This window comes from uncultured Marivirga sp., assembly GCF_963974845.1.
Taxonomy (GTDB): domain Bacteria; phylum Bacteroidota; class Bacteroidia; order Cytophagales; family Cyclobacteriaceae; genus Marivirga; species Marivirga harenae.
In genome coordinates this window covers 242,989-258,806 of sequence record NZ_CAXBEQ010000005.1, presented here as the reverse complement: position 1 = coordinate 258,806, position 15,818 = coordinate 242,989, and the positions used below count along the sequence as shown (strand labels likewise).

Below are 15,818 nucleotides of genomic sequence, written 5' to 3'. Positions count from 1 at the left end.
AGATTTTGAAAATTCGTTCGCGATGTGGCATCTAGTTGTGCTTATTGGTCTGTGGGTTATAGGTGTTTACTGGGAGTTTCGCAAACAGAAACCTCGAACTGTATTAAGGGCAATAGCTGTATTGCTCACGCTTATTTCCTTATATGTCATCTATTTATCACCTTTTGTATTAACTGAAAAGAGCCTAAGGTCAACTCTAATTGTAAGTCAGGAAATTCCTACGGAAACTATTGATTCTTTAAGACAGAGTTTTGAATTAACTACTCTAAAGCAGCAAGGAAATTCACATTTCAGAAAGCTCGAAAATGATAGATTAGTATCCCTTAAGGACTTAGAATTCCAAGTGGACACCGCTTATATTTATGGATATATTCCACATCTAAATCCTGACTATCATCGAGTTCGTCAAGATATTAACGTGCAAAAGGGGATTCAACTTAATTACCCTAAAGCCATAGCACTGGGTGATAGTCTACAGATTAAAATTGAGAATCTTGAAAATAGGGAAATTACGATCTCTGCGTTTATTGATCTTGATTCGATTTCAAAACCTATTGGAAATAAATCAAGCATTATTTTATCCCATCTTCCTAAGGCAGCAGGCTTTGTTTTAGTCAAGATCTCAACTGATGATTCTGATTATCATTTTGCTGTAAAAGTAAAGAAGCGTGAAAACTACGTAATACAAATACTATCAGCAGTTCCTGATTTTGAGTGGAAATTCTTTGCAGAATATTTAAAATCAAAAGAACATTCTGTTTATCAGAAGTCGCAAATTTCAAGGGGGGAATTTAAATCTACCTTTTTAAACTGGCATGATTCTCTGAAAATAGATAGAGGTGTTGCTAATGATTTGAAAGTTTTATTTGCGGATGCAAAAGCGTGGGAAAAATTAAATCCGAGTAATCAACAACTGTTTTTAGACAAGTTAGCCGATAATAGAGGAAGTTTAATTTTTAGAACCAACCCAAATAGCAAAATTGAACTTGGATTAGGCCGATCTATACCTACTAAAATCTTTAGTACCAGTGATAATTTTCTAGAATCAAATAATTATAAATATTTGCAATTCAATAATTTGAGAGCTTTAAATGAAGTGGCTGAAAATGCTATTTTTAGAAAAGTTGATCATAAAATGATATTTGGTGTGATTAATTTTCAAAATAGTTTTCAAATGAAATTATCAGGTAAAGATGAAGAGTATGAGCAACTATGGTTACCTGTCTTCGATGAATTAATCAGAGAATCTAATGAGGTGTTTTATGATAAAACCAAATGGCCTGTTCAGTATCAGCCCTTCTTTTTAAGACTTTGGAACACAATGAATGTAGATGAAATACAGATCATTACTGCAAAAGCAGATACAATTTCACTATCCTCAAAAAATGATTATTTGTTTCCCGAAAGACAACATTTTATGTTCTATCCCAAAGAGGTAGGATGGCATTTTGTTCAATTAAATAATTATCAAGAATCTATTCCTTTTTATGTCCATTCCGAGACGCTGACAAGTCATTCAGAATTCTTGTACAATTACAATTATGATTACTTAAAATATCTTAATTTTGACAATTCACGTACTCAGAAGAAAACCTTAACTTATAATCGGAAATCCGTAACTATATGGTTTTTCGTAATGTTTCTAATGAGTGTAGCTTACTTATGGATTGAAGATAAAATTACTTAAAAATATGATAAGATTTTTTGCGCTATTTGTTGTTCTTTTTTCTACTTCAGCTTTAGCTCAAAATCTAGGTGATTCCGTTGAACCGCCCGAATCGATTTCTTTGAATCAGTCTATTGATTTGCTATCAGCATATATTCAAAGAGAAAGTGTTTCAGGTAATGAAAAGGAAGCGGCTATCTTTATTGAAGATTATATTTTAACAACCGATCTAAATCTTCGGGTGTTTTCAAGTTCTTCAGATAATTATAATTTAGCTGCATCGCTGTATCCTTTAGGCAGTGGTAAACCCAATGTTATTTTGCAAAGTCATATTGATGTCGTTCCTGCAGAGGATTTAGATATTTGGGAACATGATCCTTATAGTGGCTATTTTGATGGAGAATATATTCATGGTAGGGGAGCTTTAGATGCTAAAGGTTTAGGTGTCATGCAATTAAAAGCCTTGCAAGCATTTCAACAAGATTACGATACAGCTGATTTACCTTTCAATATTACGGTTTTATTTGTGTCAGCTGAAGAAACAGGCGGAGATAAGGGCGCTCGATATCTTATGGAGAATTTTGAAGATGAGCTCAATGCAGTTGCAGTTCTTGGAGAAGGTGGTGCAGGATATCAAAATGTTTTGCAGAATAAACCCGAGAAAGTGGTTTTTGGAGTTTCAATAGCCGAAAAACAAAGTCTATGGCTCCAGCTTAAAATTATAAGCAATTCTGCTGGACATGGAGCAGCACCTACAACAGATTATGCTAATATTCAGTTGATCAACAGTTTAAATAATATCACCAACCGTAAAGCTTTATTGCTTTTCAATGCTAGCACTAGAAGAATGTTCAGAAGATTAGGAAGAGCGGAAGGTGGTATTAGAGGATTTTTTATTCGGAATATTAATTGGTCGATTCTTGCGCCATTTGTGAGAAAGCAAATTGAACGCGAACCTTTTCTTTCTTCATTATTGACTAATACAGTGACCGTTACTAATATCTATAATCCGCCTGGCCCTCCCAACCAGATCAGTACTTCAGCTACTGCCGTTTTAGATTGTAGATTAGTTCCTGGAACATCTAGCAAGAGTTTTATTCGTTATATTGAGAGAAAATTAGACAATGATAATATTACCGTATCGGTCATATCAGAAAGTCCGGAAGCTCAGCCTTCAAGATTGAATAGGTATTACAAGGCCTTGGAAGATGCGGTAGCCATAAGCTATCCTGAAGCGGAAACAATTCCATTTTTATTTCCTGCGACCAGTGACAATAGCTTATTTCGATCCTACGGTATCCCCTCTTATGGGCTAATTCCAGCAGTGGTAACGGAGGAGGATATCAATAGTATCCATAGCGTAAATGAACGAATTAGTCTAGATGTTTTACAATCTGGAATTACCGTTTATTATAACTTTATGAAAGAATTACAGTTGAAGGAACGGTTTTCTCTTTTTGGATTTATGGAAGATGAGGAGGAGTGATGTGCAGCAGTCTCGAAATCAGTTAGCTTTTGAAAAGATTGAATTCGTTGATTCCGAAATTTAGTAAATAAATCAAGGAAACCTAACTGGTCTGGTGCTAACTTGATTTCTTTTAATTTGATATAGTAAAAATGAATTGTATGCAAAATGAAAAAGTCTAGAGTATTTCTTTTAGTTGCCGTTATCTTTATGTTGATTGTCTTTTATGTGGTTTATGACATGTCTACAAAGACTAAATTTCCTAAAGGAAGACCTGGTGCTGAAACTGAAAAAAACAAATCCGTTAAAGATAGTGTTGAGCAACAAAATCCAATGGAAATTGAAATCAGAAGATAATAGGATAGTGAAATGAGCGAGTCAGGGAAAAAAATAGATGTAGATAAAATTGATTTAGAGAAGATGAAGGAAGGTACCACCGATAAACCGGGTACATTAGACTTCCCTCATCATTCAGGTAGTGCGATCATTAAACCCACTGACAGAGGGAAAATAAAAGGACGTGCCGTTTCAGCTATGCATGAACAGACTGACAGACAAATGAGTCAACTGTACGAACAGATGCAATTATTGGCCAAACAAGCTAATGATCTACAAAGTCGAGTGGAAATATCAGAAAGGATTTATCTAGCCAAAATTAATTTTGAGCCACTGATCAATCATGTTTACTATATGTATGAAGGTCCAGACAAAAAGGATATCTTGTCTTTAGTTGCGCCTAACGAGTGGGGAAGGAGCAATACTCAAATGAGTTACTTGGCCACAGTTAAATTATTAGCTGATCACACTTGGGAAATATTAGATAAGGCCCCTTAAGCTGTGGATTTATTCGAATGCATGCTAGTTAAAGCTTAAATTAGATGGTTTTCGTATGCAAATTGAACCAATTGAGTGGTATTGTTAACTCCTGTTTTATGTAAAATATTCTTTCTATGGGTACTAACCGTGTGTGTAGAAATATACAGTTTTGTGGCAATTTCATTTGTTCCCAAACCCTCTGCCAATAATTTAATAATTTCTATTTCTCTTTCTCCCAATTTATAGGATGCGATTTCTTCGGTAGGATCAGTGAAATCTTTAATTTTATCATAATAGTATTTGCCACTCTGGACTCTCAATATGGCGTCATGTAATTCCTTTCCCGAATTATTTTTCAGTAAACAACCTTCAATTCCTAATTTAATGATTTCATCTATAAAAGATTTTTGAGCATACATCGTCAACATAATGATCTTGATTTCAGGAAAGTCTTGCTTTAGTAGTTTTGCACAACTGATTCCATCCAATTCAGGCATATTAATATCCATTATGGCCACATCCACTTTGTTTGATTTAACAAATTCAATCACTTCCTTGCCATTTGGAAACTGACCAATTAATTCTAAATCTTGATGCTTTCTTAAAACTTCAGACAAACCATCAAGGATCATTTGATGGTCATCCGCCAATATGATTTTAATTTTATTCATTGACCGGTATTTCTATAATTACAGTAATTCCTTTTTCTCGAGCTGAATCGAGGGTTATTTTACCATATAATTTGCTAACTCTGTTGTCAATATTTTGTAGACCAATGCCCTTTACTTTTCCACTTTCATTTAAGTCAAAACCAAGGCCATCGTCTTCATATATGATATTAATATATTTGTCCTTCAACTCTAACACTTCTAAGCGAATATTCTTGGCCTGGGCATGTTTCAAGGTGTTGTTAATTAATTCTTGAATTATTCTATAAAGTTCTGTATTGATTTCATTTGAAAATGTGCCTTTTAATTGGATGTCAAAATGTGTTTTTAAATGCGTTAGCTCATCAAGAGTTGCAGCCAAATCGATTAGTGAGGCTTTCAATCCGAAATGTTTAAGAAGTCCGGAATCTAAGCTATGTGAAATCTTTCGGGTTTCATTTGCAGCTTTTTGAATCAAAGAATCAATTTTACCAATTTTTTCGCGAGTATTAGTATCCAGCTGTTCCTTTGGCAAAGCATCAATTGATAAATTAGCCGTTACCAGCAAGCTTCCTAAATTATCATGCAGCTCCTTAGAAATTCTTTGACGTTCTTTTTCCTGTCCCTCCAAAAGTGAATATGCATTTTTCAACTCCTGCTCATTTAGTAAATCTTCTACTTTTTGATAGGCTATTTTACGCTTTAATAACTTCCTTTGATAGAAGAATACAAAGAGAATGATTCCTACTGCCAAGGTAAGCATGCCGGAGGCTCCAATTGCCAATGTCAAGAAAATTATCTCTTTTGAACCATCCATAATCCAAGCGCAAAAATTATATTCTTTGAAACATTACCTATGTTATGCACAAACCATAAAGAGTAGTCAAATAGACCAGACATTATCTCTGTTGATAGAAAGAATGGGAAAAAAGCTAATGAAAAATAAATCAGAATCCCTACATTATACCAAAACTCAGGTGCTTTACTTCTAAAGATATCTTCTTCCTTCGTATAGATTTGGTAAAAATACAAAAGAGATAAAATAATGAAAATCAAGCACTTTACAGTAAGTGTGAAACTAAAGAATTCATAAATAGGATCTTTGTATAAGAATTCAATAGCTAGTGTTGAAAAGAAAACAGTGAGTAAAAGGATAATGAGTTTATTGCTCTTACTTAAAAGACTATTAAATAGTAAAAGCAAAAGCACAGTATCTAATATTGAATAGATAAATAAATAGACATAATTCCGGTCAACAAAATACGTAGAGAATAGGTCAGTTAAGAAGGAAGAAAAAACTATAAGTATTAAAATTTTATCTGTTCTTAAAAAGTGGTCTTTACGCCTAAAAAATAGAAATACTATAAAAAGTATAGGTGAATAGATAGAAAGATTAGATTGAATTTTGTAAAATATTTCCATATTTAATTACACTCTGTTGGGCAGGGGTTTGAATAATTTAAAATTGGATCTCTATCCTCAGATATTCTTAATTTTGGCAAATCCGGATTATTTAGGTTTGGGTAGTCTTTATTATCTTTAGTAACAGCAATCATGAATACATCAAAGTACTTTTGTTCTTTCACTTCTGAGATGGTTCTGTAAACTCTGATACCAGTTAATTGCACTGAATCTTGTTCCTTGTTGATATCATCAATTCTTTGGATTAATCCTCTCATTTTCTCAAGTCCGAATATGTAGCCGTAAGCGTTTTGAATACCTGGTTTTCCTGGATTATTTCTCCTGTAAGCTAGCATAGTATCCAGTTTGGCTTTCGCTTTTGATTGTGAAATGAATTTTCCTGTAGTCGAATCAACTCCATTGGCGAGCATTTTAGAGAAATACTCCTTAATTGCTTTGTTATTAGCAGAAGTTGCTTTCTCTTCCATTTGTTTTGGTGCTTTCTCCATACTTTCCGTTTGCTTAATTTCATTATCTTCAAAATAGAAATGAAAAATGACCATAGCTACTAAAGCTAAAAATAATACGATTGTAGTGCTTTTGTAATTCATGTCAATTTGTTTTTTTTGGAATATAACTAATAATCGCAAATTATCTGCTTTTGTATCAGTTAACAATACCTAACTTTGGGTATTCTGTTCATTGGAGCTTTTCGATTTAATTATCTTAGCAGCTTAAATTGCTCCCTCAAAGTAATTATGCTATGACACAGTTTTTACTGAGCATTGGTTTGTAAGGCCAGCTCGGCCTCGTTTGTAACGAGGATGCCCAATCCAAGCTATATCATCCTGAAATTTAATTACAGTTTTACATTATTTAGACTACGAGTACGAAATGAATTCTCCACAAGGGCGTCTGTAAACCATGTAATTAGCGTAGCTTTTGATACTGAATTTCTGTGTTTTATATATTTCTCTTAGGTATATTTTTTCAAGTTAGATTTGTATTAATTAGTCTTTAAATAGAGGTATTTTTATGTGATTTATCTCGATTTTATATCAAAAATAGATAATTTGTTATCATTATTACCTGTTTATCAATAATTTATATATATTTGCTTAATGTTATGGTTTAATGACATGCTTTATTTTTATCAACTTTAATATCAAGAGATGAAAAGCTTAATATTATGGACCGTTTCAACCACTCTGATATTCCTTTTTTATTTCCCCTCTGCTGGACAGGAGATTATCAAAAATAATCTTTCTGATTCAATTAACAGTAAGTATACAGAAACGAAACCAATGATTTCTGTTGATGGAAAGACCCTGTATTTTGCTCGACAAAATGCACCAGGTAATGTGAATGGGATCCTTGATGATCAGGATATTTATGTTAGTATATATGGCGATGGGGGTTGGGAAAAAGCATTTAATGCTGGTTTTCCTTTAAACAACGAGGGTTCTAATGGAGTAGTTTCTATTTCTCCGACAGGGGAAAGTCTATTTTTGTTGAACGCTTATAATAGTGAGAATTCAAAAGAGGGTGTATCTATTAGTCATTCTGTAAATGGGGAATGGAGTTCCCCAGAAGTAGTCCCGATCGATGATTTTCACAATCACAGTGAATACATTGATTATTTCTTTAGCAGTAATGGACAAGAACTGTTAATTGCTGTAGAACGTGACGATAGCTTTGGTGATCAGGATCTATATGTAAGCCAAAAGGGTGCAGATGGTATCTGGAAAACTCCTATTAATTTAGGTGATCAGATCAACACTAAGCATCCAGAGTTCTCTCCTTTTCTTGCAGTGGATAACAAGACTTTATTTTTTGCCTCCATGGGTCATGAAAATTATGGTAGTGCAGACATATTTTACACTAGACGTCTTGATTCTACTTGGACCAATTGGTCTAAACCTCAGAATTTAGGTCCTGACGTTAATACAAAAGAATTTGAGGCCTATTATACAATTCCTGCTAATGGTTCAATTGGTTACTATGTAAGTTCCAATGGTGGCAGGAATGGAAGTCGTGATATTTTTTCAATTACAATTCCTTATCAATTTAGACCTGATCCTGTTGTTTTATTAAAGGGTGAGTTCTTAGCTGATCAGGAAGATGATGACAACTTAGACTATCACGTTAATTTCTTAACCACTAATGCTAGTGAATCAGAAGTTAATATCGAATATGAAGCGACTCATTTTAATGCCATTTTACGTTCTGGCGGATCTTATTTCTTTTATGTAAATAAGAGTGGACACATAAGCGAAAGTCATTATATTGATTTAACGGATCAAAAGGAGTATTTGGAAGAAACTGCTGACATTCATACCATTCCCATAAGGGAAGGAGCTAGGACGACAAGTCATAACATTCAATTCTTAAAAAATACTGCTGAGTTCTTTCCTGCTAGTTATTTTGAATTGGTCAGATTGTTGGAAGTATTTAAGCGTTATGATAGTCTTCAACTAGAATTAGTAGGTCATGCACACGATTTTGACGACAGTCTAAAAAACTTTACCCTGTCAAAGGAAAGATTGGCTAAAATTAAGGAATTTTATGTTGACGAAGGATTTCATCCAGACCAATTTGTTTTGACGCCTAAAGGGAGCTCTGAACTTAGTAATGATGATTATAAAAAACATGTCAATGCTCAATTTGATATCAATAGTCGAATCGAATTTAAGATAAATAATTTGAAATGGGTCTCTGAAAGCTCGTCTCCTATGATAAGCAATTCTGGTTTGAATAATACGAAAAATATACTAGAGGTAAGGGTCAGAAAAGCGCAGCAAGATCAATATAAAATAGTTTTTGGTTTTGATGAGGACCAGGTTTCAGCTAATCAAGAAGTGCTAACAAAGCTTAGAGATAGACTTAGTGGACGAAACATCGGCACCATTGAATTAGTTGGCTATACCTGTAACATTGGTGATTCGGCTTATAACCAGTATTTGGCTAAAAAAAGGGCTATAAATGTTAAAAAATGGTTGCTGAAAGAGGGATGTAATGACCGTGATATCAAAATTATAGCTAAAGGAGAATCAAACCCTATTGCAGATAACGGTGATCCTGAGCAAAGAAAATTAAATAGGAGAGTTGAAGTAATTTTTAATCAATATTCATCAACTCAAAGCGTCACTGAGTACTAATTAGTAATAAAGAAGTACTATTTTTTAAGTAAATTGTTGATTCAACTATAAATTCAAGACCAATATTTTCAAGTCTTTTAGTTTATCCTGATTCGATTATTGCAATTTGCATATTTTGAAATCTGGGACTTGTAATTGACTTTATCTTGGTATTTTCTTTTAGTTCACATTATGTTATGGATTGTACATTATGGGTATAGGAATTCAATTACTGGTTTTTATGCAAAGTTAGTTCATGACAAAACAGTTTCAAACCTATTAAGCTGACAATCAATTCATTTAATTGGAGATATGCTGCTTTCAAGCTATTTTGATCTGTTTTTAACTTTTCTCAGTTTATTATAAACATTTCGGTTTAGGTGGAATAATTATGAGATATCTTCTTAGAATTTTAAATGCTGTATTACATTTGCGCATTATTTATTAAACTATAAGATTATATAATTATGACAAAATCCCTATTAAGGAGAATTTGGTTATTCTCTGCCATTGCTTTTTTATTTATCCAATGTACAGAAGATGAAGAAGCCAAAAGTCCATTAAACAAAATTACAGAATTTAGTATTTCATCAATTAGTCCGGAAGTGACTGGAAGTATTGATGTAGAAAACCTTAAAATCGAAATAGATGTGCCGAGTGGTACTGATCTTACTACATTAAGTCCAAGTATTTCTGTTTCAGAGAATGCAACTGTATCACCTGCATCAGGGACATCACAAGATTTTACGAATCCTGTTATTTATACTGTAACAGCTGAGAATGGCACATCAGTTGAATACACCGTTACAGTAAATGTACTAAAGAACACCAATGCAAAAATAGAAACTTTTGTGTTCAAAGGATTTGAAACTGAATTAGCAGCTAGTATCGATGAAGAAAACAAGATGATCACGGCTGTTATTTCAAGAGATTATGATATCACTAAATTAAAGCCTACTATCATTATTTCAGATTTAGCAAGCGTAACTCCAGCTTCTGAAACGGAAGTGGACTTTTCAGAAGATGTAATTTACACTGTAGTGGCTGAAGATGGCACTGAAGTGAATTATACGGTTTCAATCAGATACGAACTACGCACTGGAAATGCAATGGTAAGTTTTGACTTAGAGGAATTTACACCTGTAGTAAATGGAACTATCGATGAAGATTCGAAAACTGTTTCGCTTACGCTTCCCTGGAATACCAGCGATTTAACGGCTTTAGTACCGACTATAGAAATTTCAGAAGGAGCAACAGTTTCGCCTGAGAATAATTCTGCACAAGATTTCTCTTTCGGTTCGGTGGATTATACAGTTACAGCCGAAGATGGAAGTACTCAAGTTTACGAAGTTACGGTTGAATTAGAAGAAGCACCGGATCCGGTCTTCGATGATTTAAGCTCTTCAACTTTTCGTAAAGGAGAACTAATTACCATTTCGGGGCAGAATTTTAGCGACATTAGTGTAACATTTGTCCGTGAAGGCTTCAGTTCAAGCCCATCCCTAGAGACAGAGAGTGAGACAAGCTTCTCATTTACTGTACCGAATAATGTCAGTTTTGAGGTAGGTACTTATTCTTTGGAAGTCTATATTAGAAACGAGGAATTCGTTTTGGGTGAAGTAGATATTTTGCCACCGCCACCTTCTATTTCTGATTTTACTACTTCTAATTCCGATGATAATATAATAGTTAGAATCAATGGCATAAACTTCATCGATGGAGAAAACAAAGTCTCTTTTATCAAAGACAATGTGAAAAATGAGGCCTATATCAAAGAAGAGAACAGTAGTAGGATATATGCAGTACTTCCTCCATTACTTGAAACTGGTGATTACACTATTGCTGTAGAAACTAATGGGGCAGAAGTATCAGCCACTAATACCATTAATGTAGAGGCAAATACTACTACTGATCCAATAATTGCCGGAGTGGAAAGCCTAATTGTGAAGAAAGGACAAAAATTAGTTATTAATGGTAAGAACTTTGGAGCAGGATCTGGTTCAGTAATAATTGGTTTTATGGACGGCTGGACTTCCACAAAAACGAAAACAGCAGATCGAATCTCAGATTCTTTGGTTGAGTTAGTAATACCTAATGATCTTCCTGTTGAAACTTATACAATCTATGTACAGAGATATAATGATGATTTCAGTACATCTTTTAGCAATCATTTTTACAATATTGTAATCGAGGATTAAAATCTCAAATGTTTTTAAGAGAGCCCCGAAAGGGCTCTTTTTTTTGACTATAATTTCAGGCCCTTCCGTTGATCACGAGAGATATAAGCATCAAGATGCGTTCCTCTGCTCCCTTGCATTTGGCGCAGGCATTAGATCTTTTTTTTGCTCAATAAGGAGGCTATTCTAATGTATCATCTATCTCTAGTGTTTCTAAGATATCAGCTAATTCATCAAAATCTTTGTATCCAGGTCGGATTTCATCACCACCTTTCAAAGATATTCCAGTGATTGAAGTATTATTGACATAATTCATGACATTAGCGTCAGTGATATTAAAGCCAAGAACAACTCTGAAACTTTTTGCTAAATCTAATACTTGATCCAATACATTGTCTTTATAAACAATACCGTTATCAGATTCGAAAAGGAAAAATTCAACCTGATTGGCGGTTTGTTCCATTGTTTGCTTTACTTCTGCTGCATCCGAAATTTTGTCCATATCGAATCTCAATATTTTCTTTCGGTCTGGGAATAGGGGGAGAATGGCTGGATTATCTGTTTGCAAATAATGAATTTCATATTCATCAATAATAGACTTGATGGCTTCTTCCGTAGAATGCCCGAATTCACCTACAAATTCAAGTCCCGATACCCAGCCTGTAAGCTCCATAAAATTCTCAGGAGAGACAAAGTAATCACTGTCCTTGTTGAGGTTGAACCCCATCAGATTAACAGTCATTCCTGCACAGTAACGCGCGTCACTCAAATTATTGACTTCAGATATTTTAACGAATGTTTTTAATGCCATCTTTAAAACTTTGATGCAAATTAAAGTAAAATTAAGCTTGTTTGAAAGGCGAAAGCTAAGTTTAGAGCGGTAAAAAGAATTGTGTTTAGCATGAGGCTTTATTTAATATTGCTTTCTTCAACATGAAATCTTAAGTTGAAATCATTTTATTTTAATGCTGCTAAGGGCATTAGTAATAAAGTCATCTGACCGTAGTTTAGAGTGCCATTTTTATACATTTTCCGGATATATTTGTAGATTTTAAAATTAAAAAAAGTAAATATAATATTGGTAAAAGCATATTAATTATATAACTTTCAATATGTTTAACAAAATCTAAAACTATGAAAACCAGAGGACTAAAACTTTTAATTTGTGCAATGGTCTTAAGCTTTGCTATTAGTACGACACAAGCTCAACAGTTTCTAACTCCTGTCAGTACTTTAACTGGGGATGCTATGGTAGAAACCACAGATGGGAAGATGATAGAGGGGGATATTCGTACGGCATTTTTTAGCGGTAAAGGTCTTAAAAGCTTCAGAATAAAAGATGCAGAAACAGGTGATGTAACTAGGTTTAAAGCGGAAGAAGTTAAGTCTTTAAGAATCAAAATGGACGGATGGGGTAAATTAGCTACCTATGCTGAGCAAACTTCCAGTTTACAAAAAATGGCAACAGCTGATTTTGATGAAGCTGTAGATCGTGAATATATTTACTATCATACAGTAAAATGGCCAGGGAAGAAGGATAAATTTATGCTATCTCAATTGTTGAATCCCGGTTTTGATAACAAAATTAAGGTGTACGATTATCCGGGAAAAAAAACTGCTTCAGCTGGGATAGGGGGCATGACTGTAGTAGGAGGAAATGCCAAAAAATATGTTGTTGCAATAGATGGCAAGACATACATGGTAGAAAAAGGAAAATATAAAAAAGAAGATTTTGATATGTTGTTTTCTGATTGTGAAAAACTGAATAGTTTAGAGAAATCAGATAAAGAGTGGGACGAAATGGCACTGCATGTTTTCGTGAATGACACAGAATGTGAATAGTCTGGTCTTATTTAAACAAAAAGCCCGTTGAAATACTTTTCAGCGGGCTTTTTAATTTATTTTTTATTGGTTTTCCAGTGATTTATTAATTCTAGCTAATAAGTCATTCCAATGAATTCTGCTCATTTTATCTGAAGTCCTATATCTTCTGCTACTGATATCTGCTTGCAACTGCTCCAGTTCAGCTCTCATTACTGGAATTATATCCGAAATAATCACATCATCGTTTCTCTTTTCCTCAGCTTCCAATTCTGCAATTTTTGAAGAAGCTAACTCCACATAGGCTCGTTGCAAGTTTCTCCTGTATGCATCTACTGCTTGACTTTTATAAAGTTCTGAGAAAATTCCAGTTCTTAGGTCGTCTAACATGTTCAGGATGCTATAGGCCTCCGAACCATTAAAACTTTCATTTTCTACCATTCTGATCAATCGGTCTTCATCCAACAAACTCGCTAAACTTCTACTTTGTAGAGATTTTACTCTTTCAACTGCGCCATCGTCCTCGATTCTATTTAATACTTCGCGATTCAACAGCCAATCGTGATTGGTAAAGGCGTGGTCATTTAAGAATTGTACTGCTTGTTTTTGAATGCTTTTAGGAACATGCTGATATACTACGCCTTCTTGATTAGAAGTTTTTCGAGTTTCGTATACACCCCCCACGTTGGCAGTGACATGTCGAATATATCCGCTCCACATATAGCCTAATTCTCTATATACTTCTGCTAATTCACTGTAATCTTTACCATCTTCAGAGGTCCAAGCCACCAAATTAGGTACCACTTTTTTCAAATTAGCCAGGCCGTATTCACTTGCTTTTACATGGTCGGCTCCTAAGCTTTCCCTGTTTGCTCTTGGGTCGGCAACTCCGTAACCACTTCCGAATTCATACCAAGGGTTACCAGCCTTATCTAGGATCCATTCATCTAGAATAGGTTTTTCATCTTCTTTGCTATTGGCTGCAGGAATATATCTATATCCCCAGTTTACAGAATACTTATCATATGGTCCCATCATTCTGATATAGCGCACACCTTGGTCTTCCGGCTGTGCCACGTAATTCACTCTAGCATAGTCCATGATAGAAGGAGTAAGGCCATATTCCTGAGTAAAGGTGGCAGATCTCAATGAGTCGGTAGGGTAGGCTGAACTTGCTTTCATATTATGAGGTAATCCCAAAGCATGTCCCACCTCGTGAGCAATCACCATTCGCATCATCTCGCCAATTTCGGCTTCTGGAGTTTCCAAGGTTCTTGCAGATTCCTTTTGAGCACCGGCTTCAATCATGTATCGATTTCTGTATGACCGTAAATGATTATGATACCAAATGATATCACTTTCAATGATTTCACCTGTCCGTGGATCTGATACAGAAGGTCCGACCGCGTTTCTAGTAGTGGTTGCAACATATCTCACTACAGAATAGCGTATATCTTCCGGACTGAATTCTGGATCTTCTTCTTTCGAGGGAGCCTCTTTTGCTATAATCGCATTTTTAAATCCAGCTGCTTCAAAGGCAACGTTCCAATCTTCAATACCCTGAATGAAATAAGGTCTCCATTTTTCAGGAGTGGCAGGATCCAAATAATACACAATTGGTTTTACAGGCTCTACTAATTCTCCTCTTTTATAGGCCTCAATGTCTTTTGGTACTAATCTCCATCTTCTGATCAATTCGTAGTCATCAGATTTCAGCTTATCGGAATTATAGTCATATTTTTGGATAGTAAACCAGCCTACCCGATCATCTGCTAGTCTTGGTTGCATTTTATCTTCAGGCAGCAATATCATAGATTGATTCAATAGCATGCTTATCGTACCGGCTTGATCCCTACCTGGAGGATCGCCTGCGTCATACGTCATTAAATGCTGTACTTCAATATTTTCTGGAAATGATTTTGCTGAGGCAATATATGAACGACTTTTATCCAGTCTTTTTACTTGATAAGATTTTCTAAGTCTATCCGGCATGGCATTAATTGCGCTAACCTCATCAGTGAAAAGGCTAGTGACATCTACCAAATAAGCGGTTGAATCAGGATTTAAGGCTTCTATTTTACTGCTGTACAAAATCGGAAAGAAATTATTGGCTTCAACTGATTTGTAAATAGGAGATTCTTCATCGCTTTCATTTTGAAAACTTATAACTTTCAAGTCAATGCTTTTATCTCTTTTATACCAGCGGACAACCTGCTCATTTACTTTAGATCCTGCATTGATATATCCACCACCAAAATTATCGGGCAGTTTTACTATTCGACTGACTAAAAGTAAATCCTTTTCCAGATTATCAAATGGGATTTCGTAGTAAAGCTTTCCATCAATTTCATGCGTCATAAATAAGCCATCATCTGACTTGACATCACCTTTAATAATGTCTGTGTAATTCTTGAAATCGCCTTTTGGCTTTTCTGTTTTACTTTTTTCTTCTTGCTTTTTCTTTTTACCAAATAGCTGGGCTTCTACATCAGCATGAAAAAGGAAAATACTTAGTGTAATAGTGATTATTGCTTTTTTCATCATAAGTTTTAGATATTTAGGTTACTAAGGTGATAAATTATAAGTTTGGATTAAAATCATTTTATTTAATTGGTTAGTAGCATTTGATAGCTTCTTACTTTTATCTGTAAATAGATCAATAAAATGCTGCAATTCTGTGGGATAGAA

General features: G+C 34.5%; 12 protein-coding genes. 7 read left to right on the top strand and 5 right to left on the bottom strand.

Going from position 1 to position 15,818, the window contains the following annotated elements; genetic code table 11:
* Nucleotides 1-22 precede the first annotated feature (22 nt).
* The 4 genes from AAC601_RS12985 (at nucleotide 23) to AAC601_RS12970 (ending at nucleotide 3,965) form a co-directional block, all read left to right on the top strand.
* Nucleotides 23-1,687: a hypothetical protein gene (locus AAC601_RS12985; RefSeq protein WP_340153506.1), complete on the top strand. Its 1,665-nt coding sequence runs from the start codon at nucleotides 23-25 to the stop codon at nucleotides 1,685-1,687.
* A 4-nt stretch (nucleotides 1,688-1,691) separates the two neighbouring features.
* On the top strand, nucleotides 1,692-3,152 hold the full coding sequence (locus tag AAC601_RS12980; RefSeq protein WP_340153505.1) for a M20/M25/M40 family metallo-hydrolase: 1,461 nt from the start codon (nucleotides 1,692-1,694) through the stop codon (nucleotides 3,150-3,152).
* Between the two features lie 147 nt (nucleotides 3,153-3,299).
* Nucleotides 3,300-3,488, top strand: coding sequence for a hypothetical protein (locus tag AAC601_RS12975; RefSeq protein ID WP_303269426.1), 189 nt, complete (start codon nucleotides 3,300-3,302; stop codon nucleotides 3,486-3,488).
* Nucleotides 3,489-3,500: 12 nt separating this feature from the next.
* The gene (locus AAC601_RS12970) at nucleotides 3,501-3,965 is read left to right on the top strand and encodes a DUF2452 domain-containing protein (RefSeq protein WP_303269425.1); all 465 of its coding nucleotides are present in this window, start codon (nucleotides 3,501-3,503) and stop codon (nucleotides 3,963-3,965) included.
* A 35-nt stretch (nucleotides 3,966-4,000) separates the two neighbouring features.
* Here the strand turns inward: AAC601_RS12970 and AAC601_RS12965 are convergent, their stop codons facing one another.
* The 3 genes from AAC601_RS12965 to AAC601_RS12955 all read right to left on the bottom strand — a co-directional run bounded on the left by AAC601_RS12965 (nucleotide 4,001) and on the right by AAC601_RS12955 (nucleotide 6,606).
* Nucleotides 4,001-4,618 carry a response regulator transcription factor gene (locus tag AAC601_RS12965; RefSeq protein WP_303269424.1) on the bottom strand — a complete coding sequence of 206 codons (618 nt, stop codon included), beginning with the start codon at nucleotides 4,616-4,618 and terminating at the stop codon, nucleotides 4,001-4,003.
* Nucleotides 4,611-5,411 (bottom strand): histidine kinase, encoded by an 801-nt coding sequence (locus tag AAC601_RS12960; protein ID WP_303269423.1) that lies wholly within the window; start codon nucleotides 5,409-5,411, stop codon nucleotides 4,611-4,613. Before AAC601_RS12960 ends, AAC601_RS12965 begins: the two co-directional genes overlap by 8 nt.
* A gap of 607 nt (nucleotides 5,412-6,018) precedes the next feature.
* Nucleotides 6,019-6,606 carry a hypothetical protein gene (locus tag AAC601_RS12955; protein WP_340153504.1) on the bottom strand — a complete coding sequence of 196 codons (588 nt, stop codon included), beginning with the start codon at nucleotides 6,604-6,606 and terminating at the stop codon, nucleotides 6,019-6,021.
* Nucleotides 6,607-7,167: 561 nt separating this feature from the next.
* On the opposite strand from AAC601_RS12955, the gene AAC601_RS12950 reads away from it, so the two are divergent.
* Nucleotides 7,168-9,153: an OmpA family protein gene (locus tag AAC601_RS12950; RefSeq protein WP_340153503.1), complete on the top strand. Its 1,986-nt coding sequence runs from the start codon at nucleotides 7,168-7,170 to the stop codon at nucleotides 9,151-9,153.
* Between the two features lie 446 nt (nucleotides 9,154-9,599).
* Nucleotides 9,600-11,330, top strand: coding sequence for a DUF5018 domain-containing protein (locus AAC601_RS12945; protein ID WP_340153502.1), 1,731 nt, complete (start codon nucleotides 9,600-9,602; stop codon nucleotides 11,328-11,330).
* Between the two features lie 160 nt (nucleotides 11,331-11,490).
* Here the strand turns inward: AAC601_RS12945 and AAC601_RS12940 are convergent, their stop codons facing one another.
* Nucleotides 11,491-12,120, bottom strand: a complete 630-nt coding sequence (locus AAC601_RS12940; RefSeq protein ID WP_303269419.1) for a phosphoribosylanthranilate isomerase — start codon at nucleotides 12,118-12,120, stop codon at nucleotides 11,491-11,493.
* 323 nt (nucleotides 12,121-12,443) lie between these two features.
* Here AAC601_RS12940 and AAC601_RS12935 point away from each other — a divergent pair, with 323 nt between their 5' ends.
* Nucleotides 12,444-13,151, top strand: coding sequence for a hypothetical protein (locus tag AAC601_RS12935; protein WP_340153501.1), 708 nt, complete (start codon nucleotides 12,444-12,446; stop codon nucleotides 13,149-13,151).
* 63 nt (nucleotides 13,152-13,214) lie between these two features.
* Here AAC601_RS12935 and AAC601_RS12930 read toward each other — a convergent pair whose 3' ends face one another.
* Complete coding sequence (locus AAC601_RS12930; RefSeq protein ID WP_340153500.1) at nucleotides 13,215-15,674, bottom strand: zinc-dependent metalloprotease; 2,460 nt, start codon at nucleotides 15,672-15,674, stop codon at nucleotides 13,215-13,217.
* Nucleotides 15,675-15,818 lie beyond the last annotated feature (144 nt).

Bases quoted from the DNA above. Each gene is read 5' to 3' on its own strand.
- AAC601_RS12985 (WP_340153506.1), top strand. From the start codon at position 23: ATGTGGCATCTAGTTGTGCTTATTGGTCTGTGGGTTATAGGTGTTTAC.
- AAC601_RS12980 (WP_340153505.1), top strand. From the start codon at position 1,692: ATGATAAGATTTTTTGCGCTATTTGTTGTTCTTTTTTCTACTTCAGCT.
- AAC601_RS12975 (WP_303269426.1), top strand. From the start codon at position 3,300: ATGAAAAAGTCTAGAGTATTTCTTTTAGTTGCCGTTATCTTTATGTTG.
- AAC601_RS12970 (WP_303269425.1), top strand. From the start codon at position 3,501: ATGAGCGAGTCAGGGAAAAAAATAGATGTAGATAAAATTGATTTAGAG.
- AAC601_RS12965 (WP_303269424.1), bottom strand. From the start codon at position 4,618: ATGAATAAAATTAAAATCATATTGGCGGATGACCATCAAATGATCCTT.
- AAC601_RS12960 (WP_303269423.1), bottom strand. From the start codon at position 5,411: ATGGATGGTTCAAAAGAGATAATTTTCTTGACATTGGCAATTGGAGCC.
- AAC601_RS12955 (WP_340153504.1), bottom strand. From the start codon at position 6,606: ATGAATTACAAAAGCACTACAATCGTATTATTTTTAGCTTTAGTAGCT.
- AAC601_RS12950 (WP_340153503.1), top strand. From the start codon at position 7,168: ATGAAAAGCTTAATATTATGGACCGTTTCAACCACTCTGATATTCCTT.
- AAC601_RS12945 (WP_340153502.1), top strand. From the start codon at position 9,600: ATGACAAAATCCCTATTAAGGAGAATTTGGTTATTCTCTGCCATTGCT.
- AAC601_RS12940 (WP_303269419.1), bottom strand. From the start codon at position 12,120: ATGGCATTAAAAACATTCGTTAAAATATCTGAAGTCAATAATTTGAGT.
- AAC601_RS12935 (WP_340153501.1), top strand. From the start codon at position 12,444: ATGAAAACCAGAGGACTAAAACTTTTAATTTGTGCAATGGTCTTAAGC.
- AAC601_RS12930 (WP_340153500.1), bottom strand. From the start codon at position 15,674: ATGATGAAAAAAGCAATAATCACTATTACACTAAGTATTTTCCTTTTT.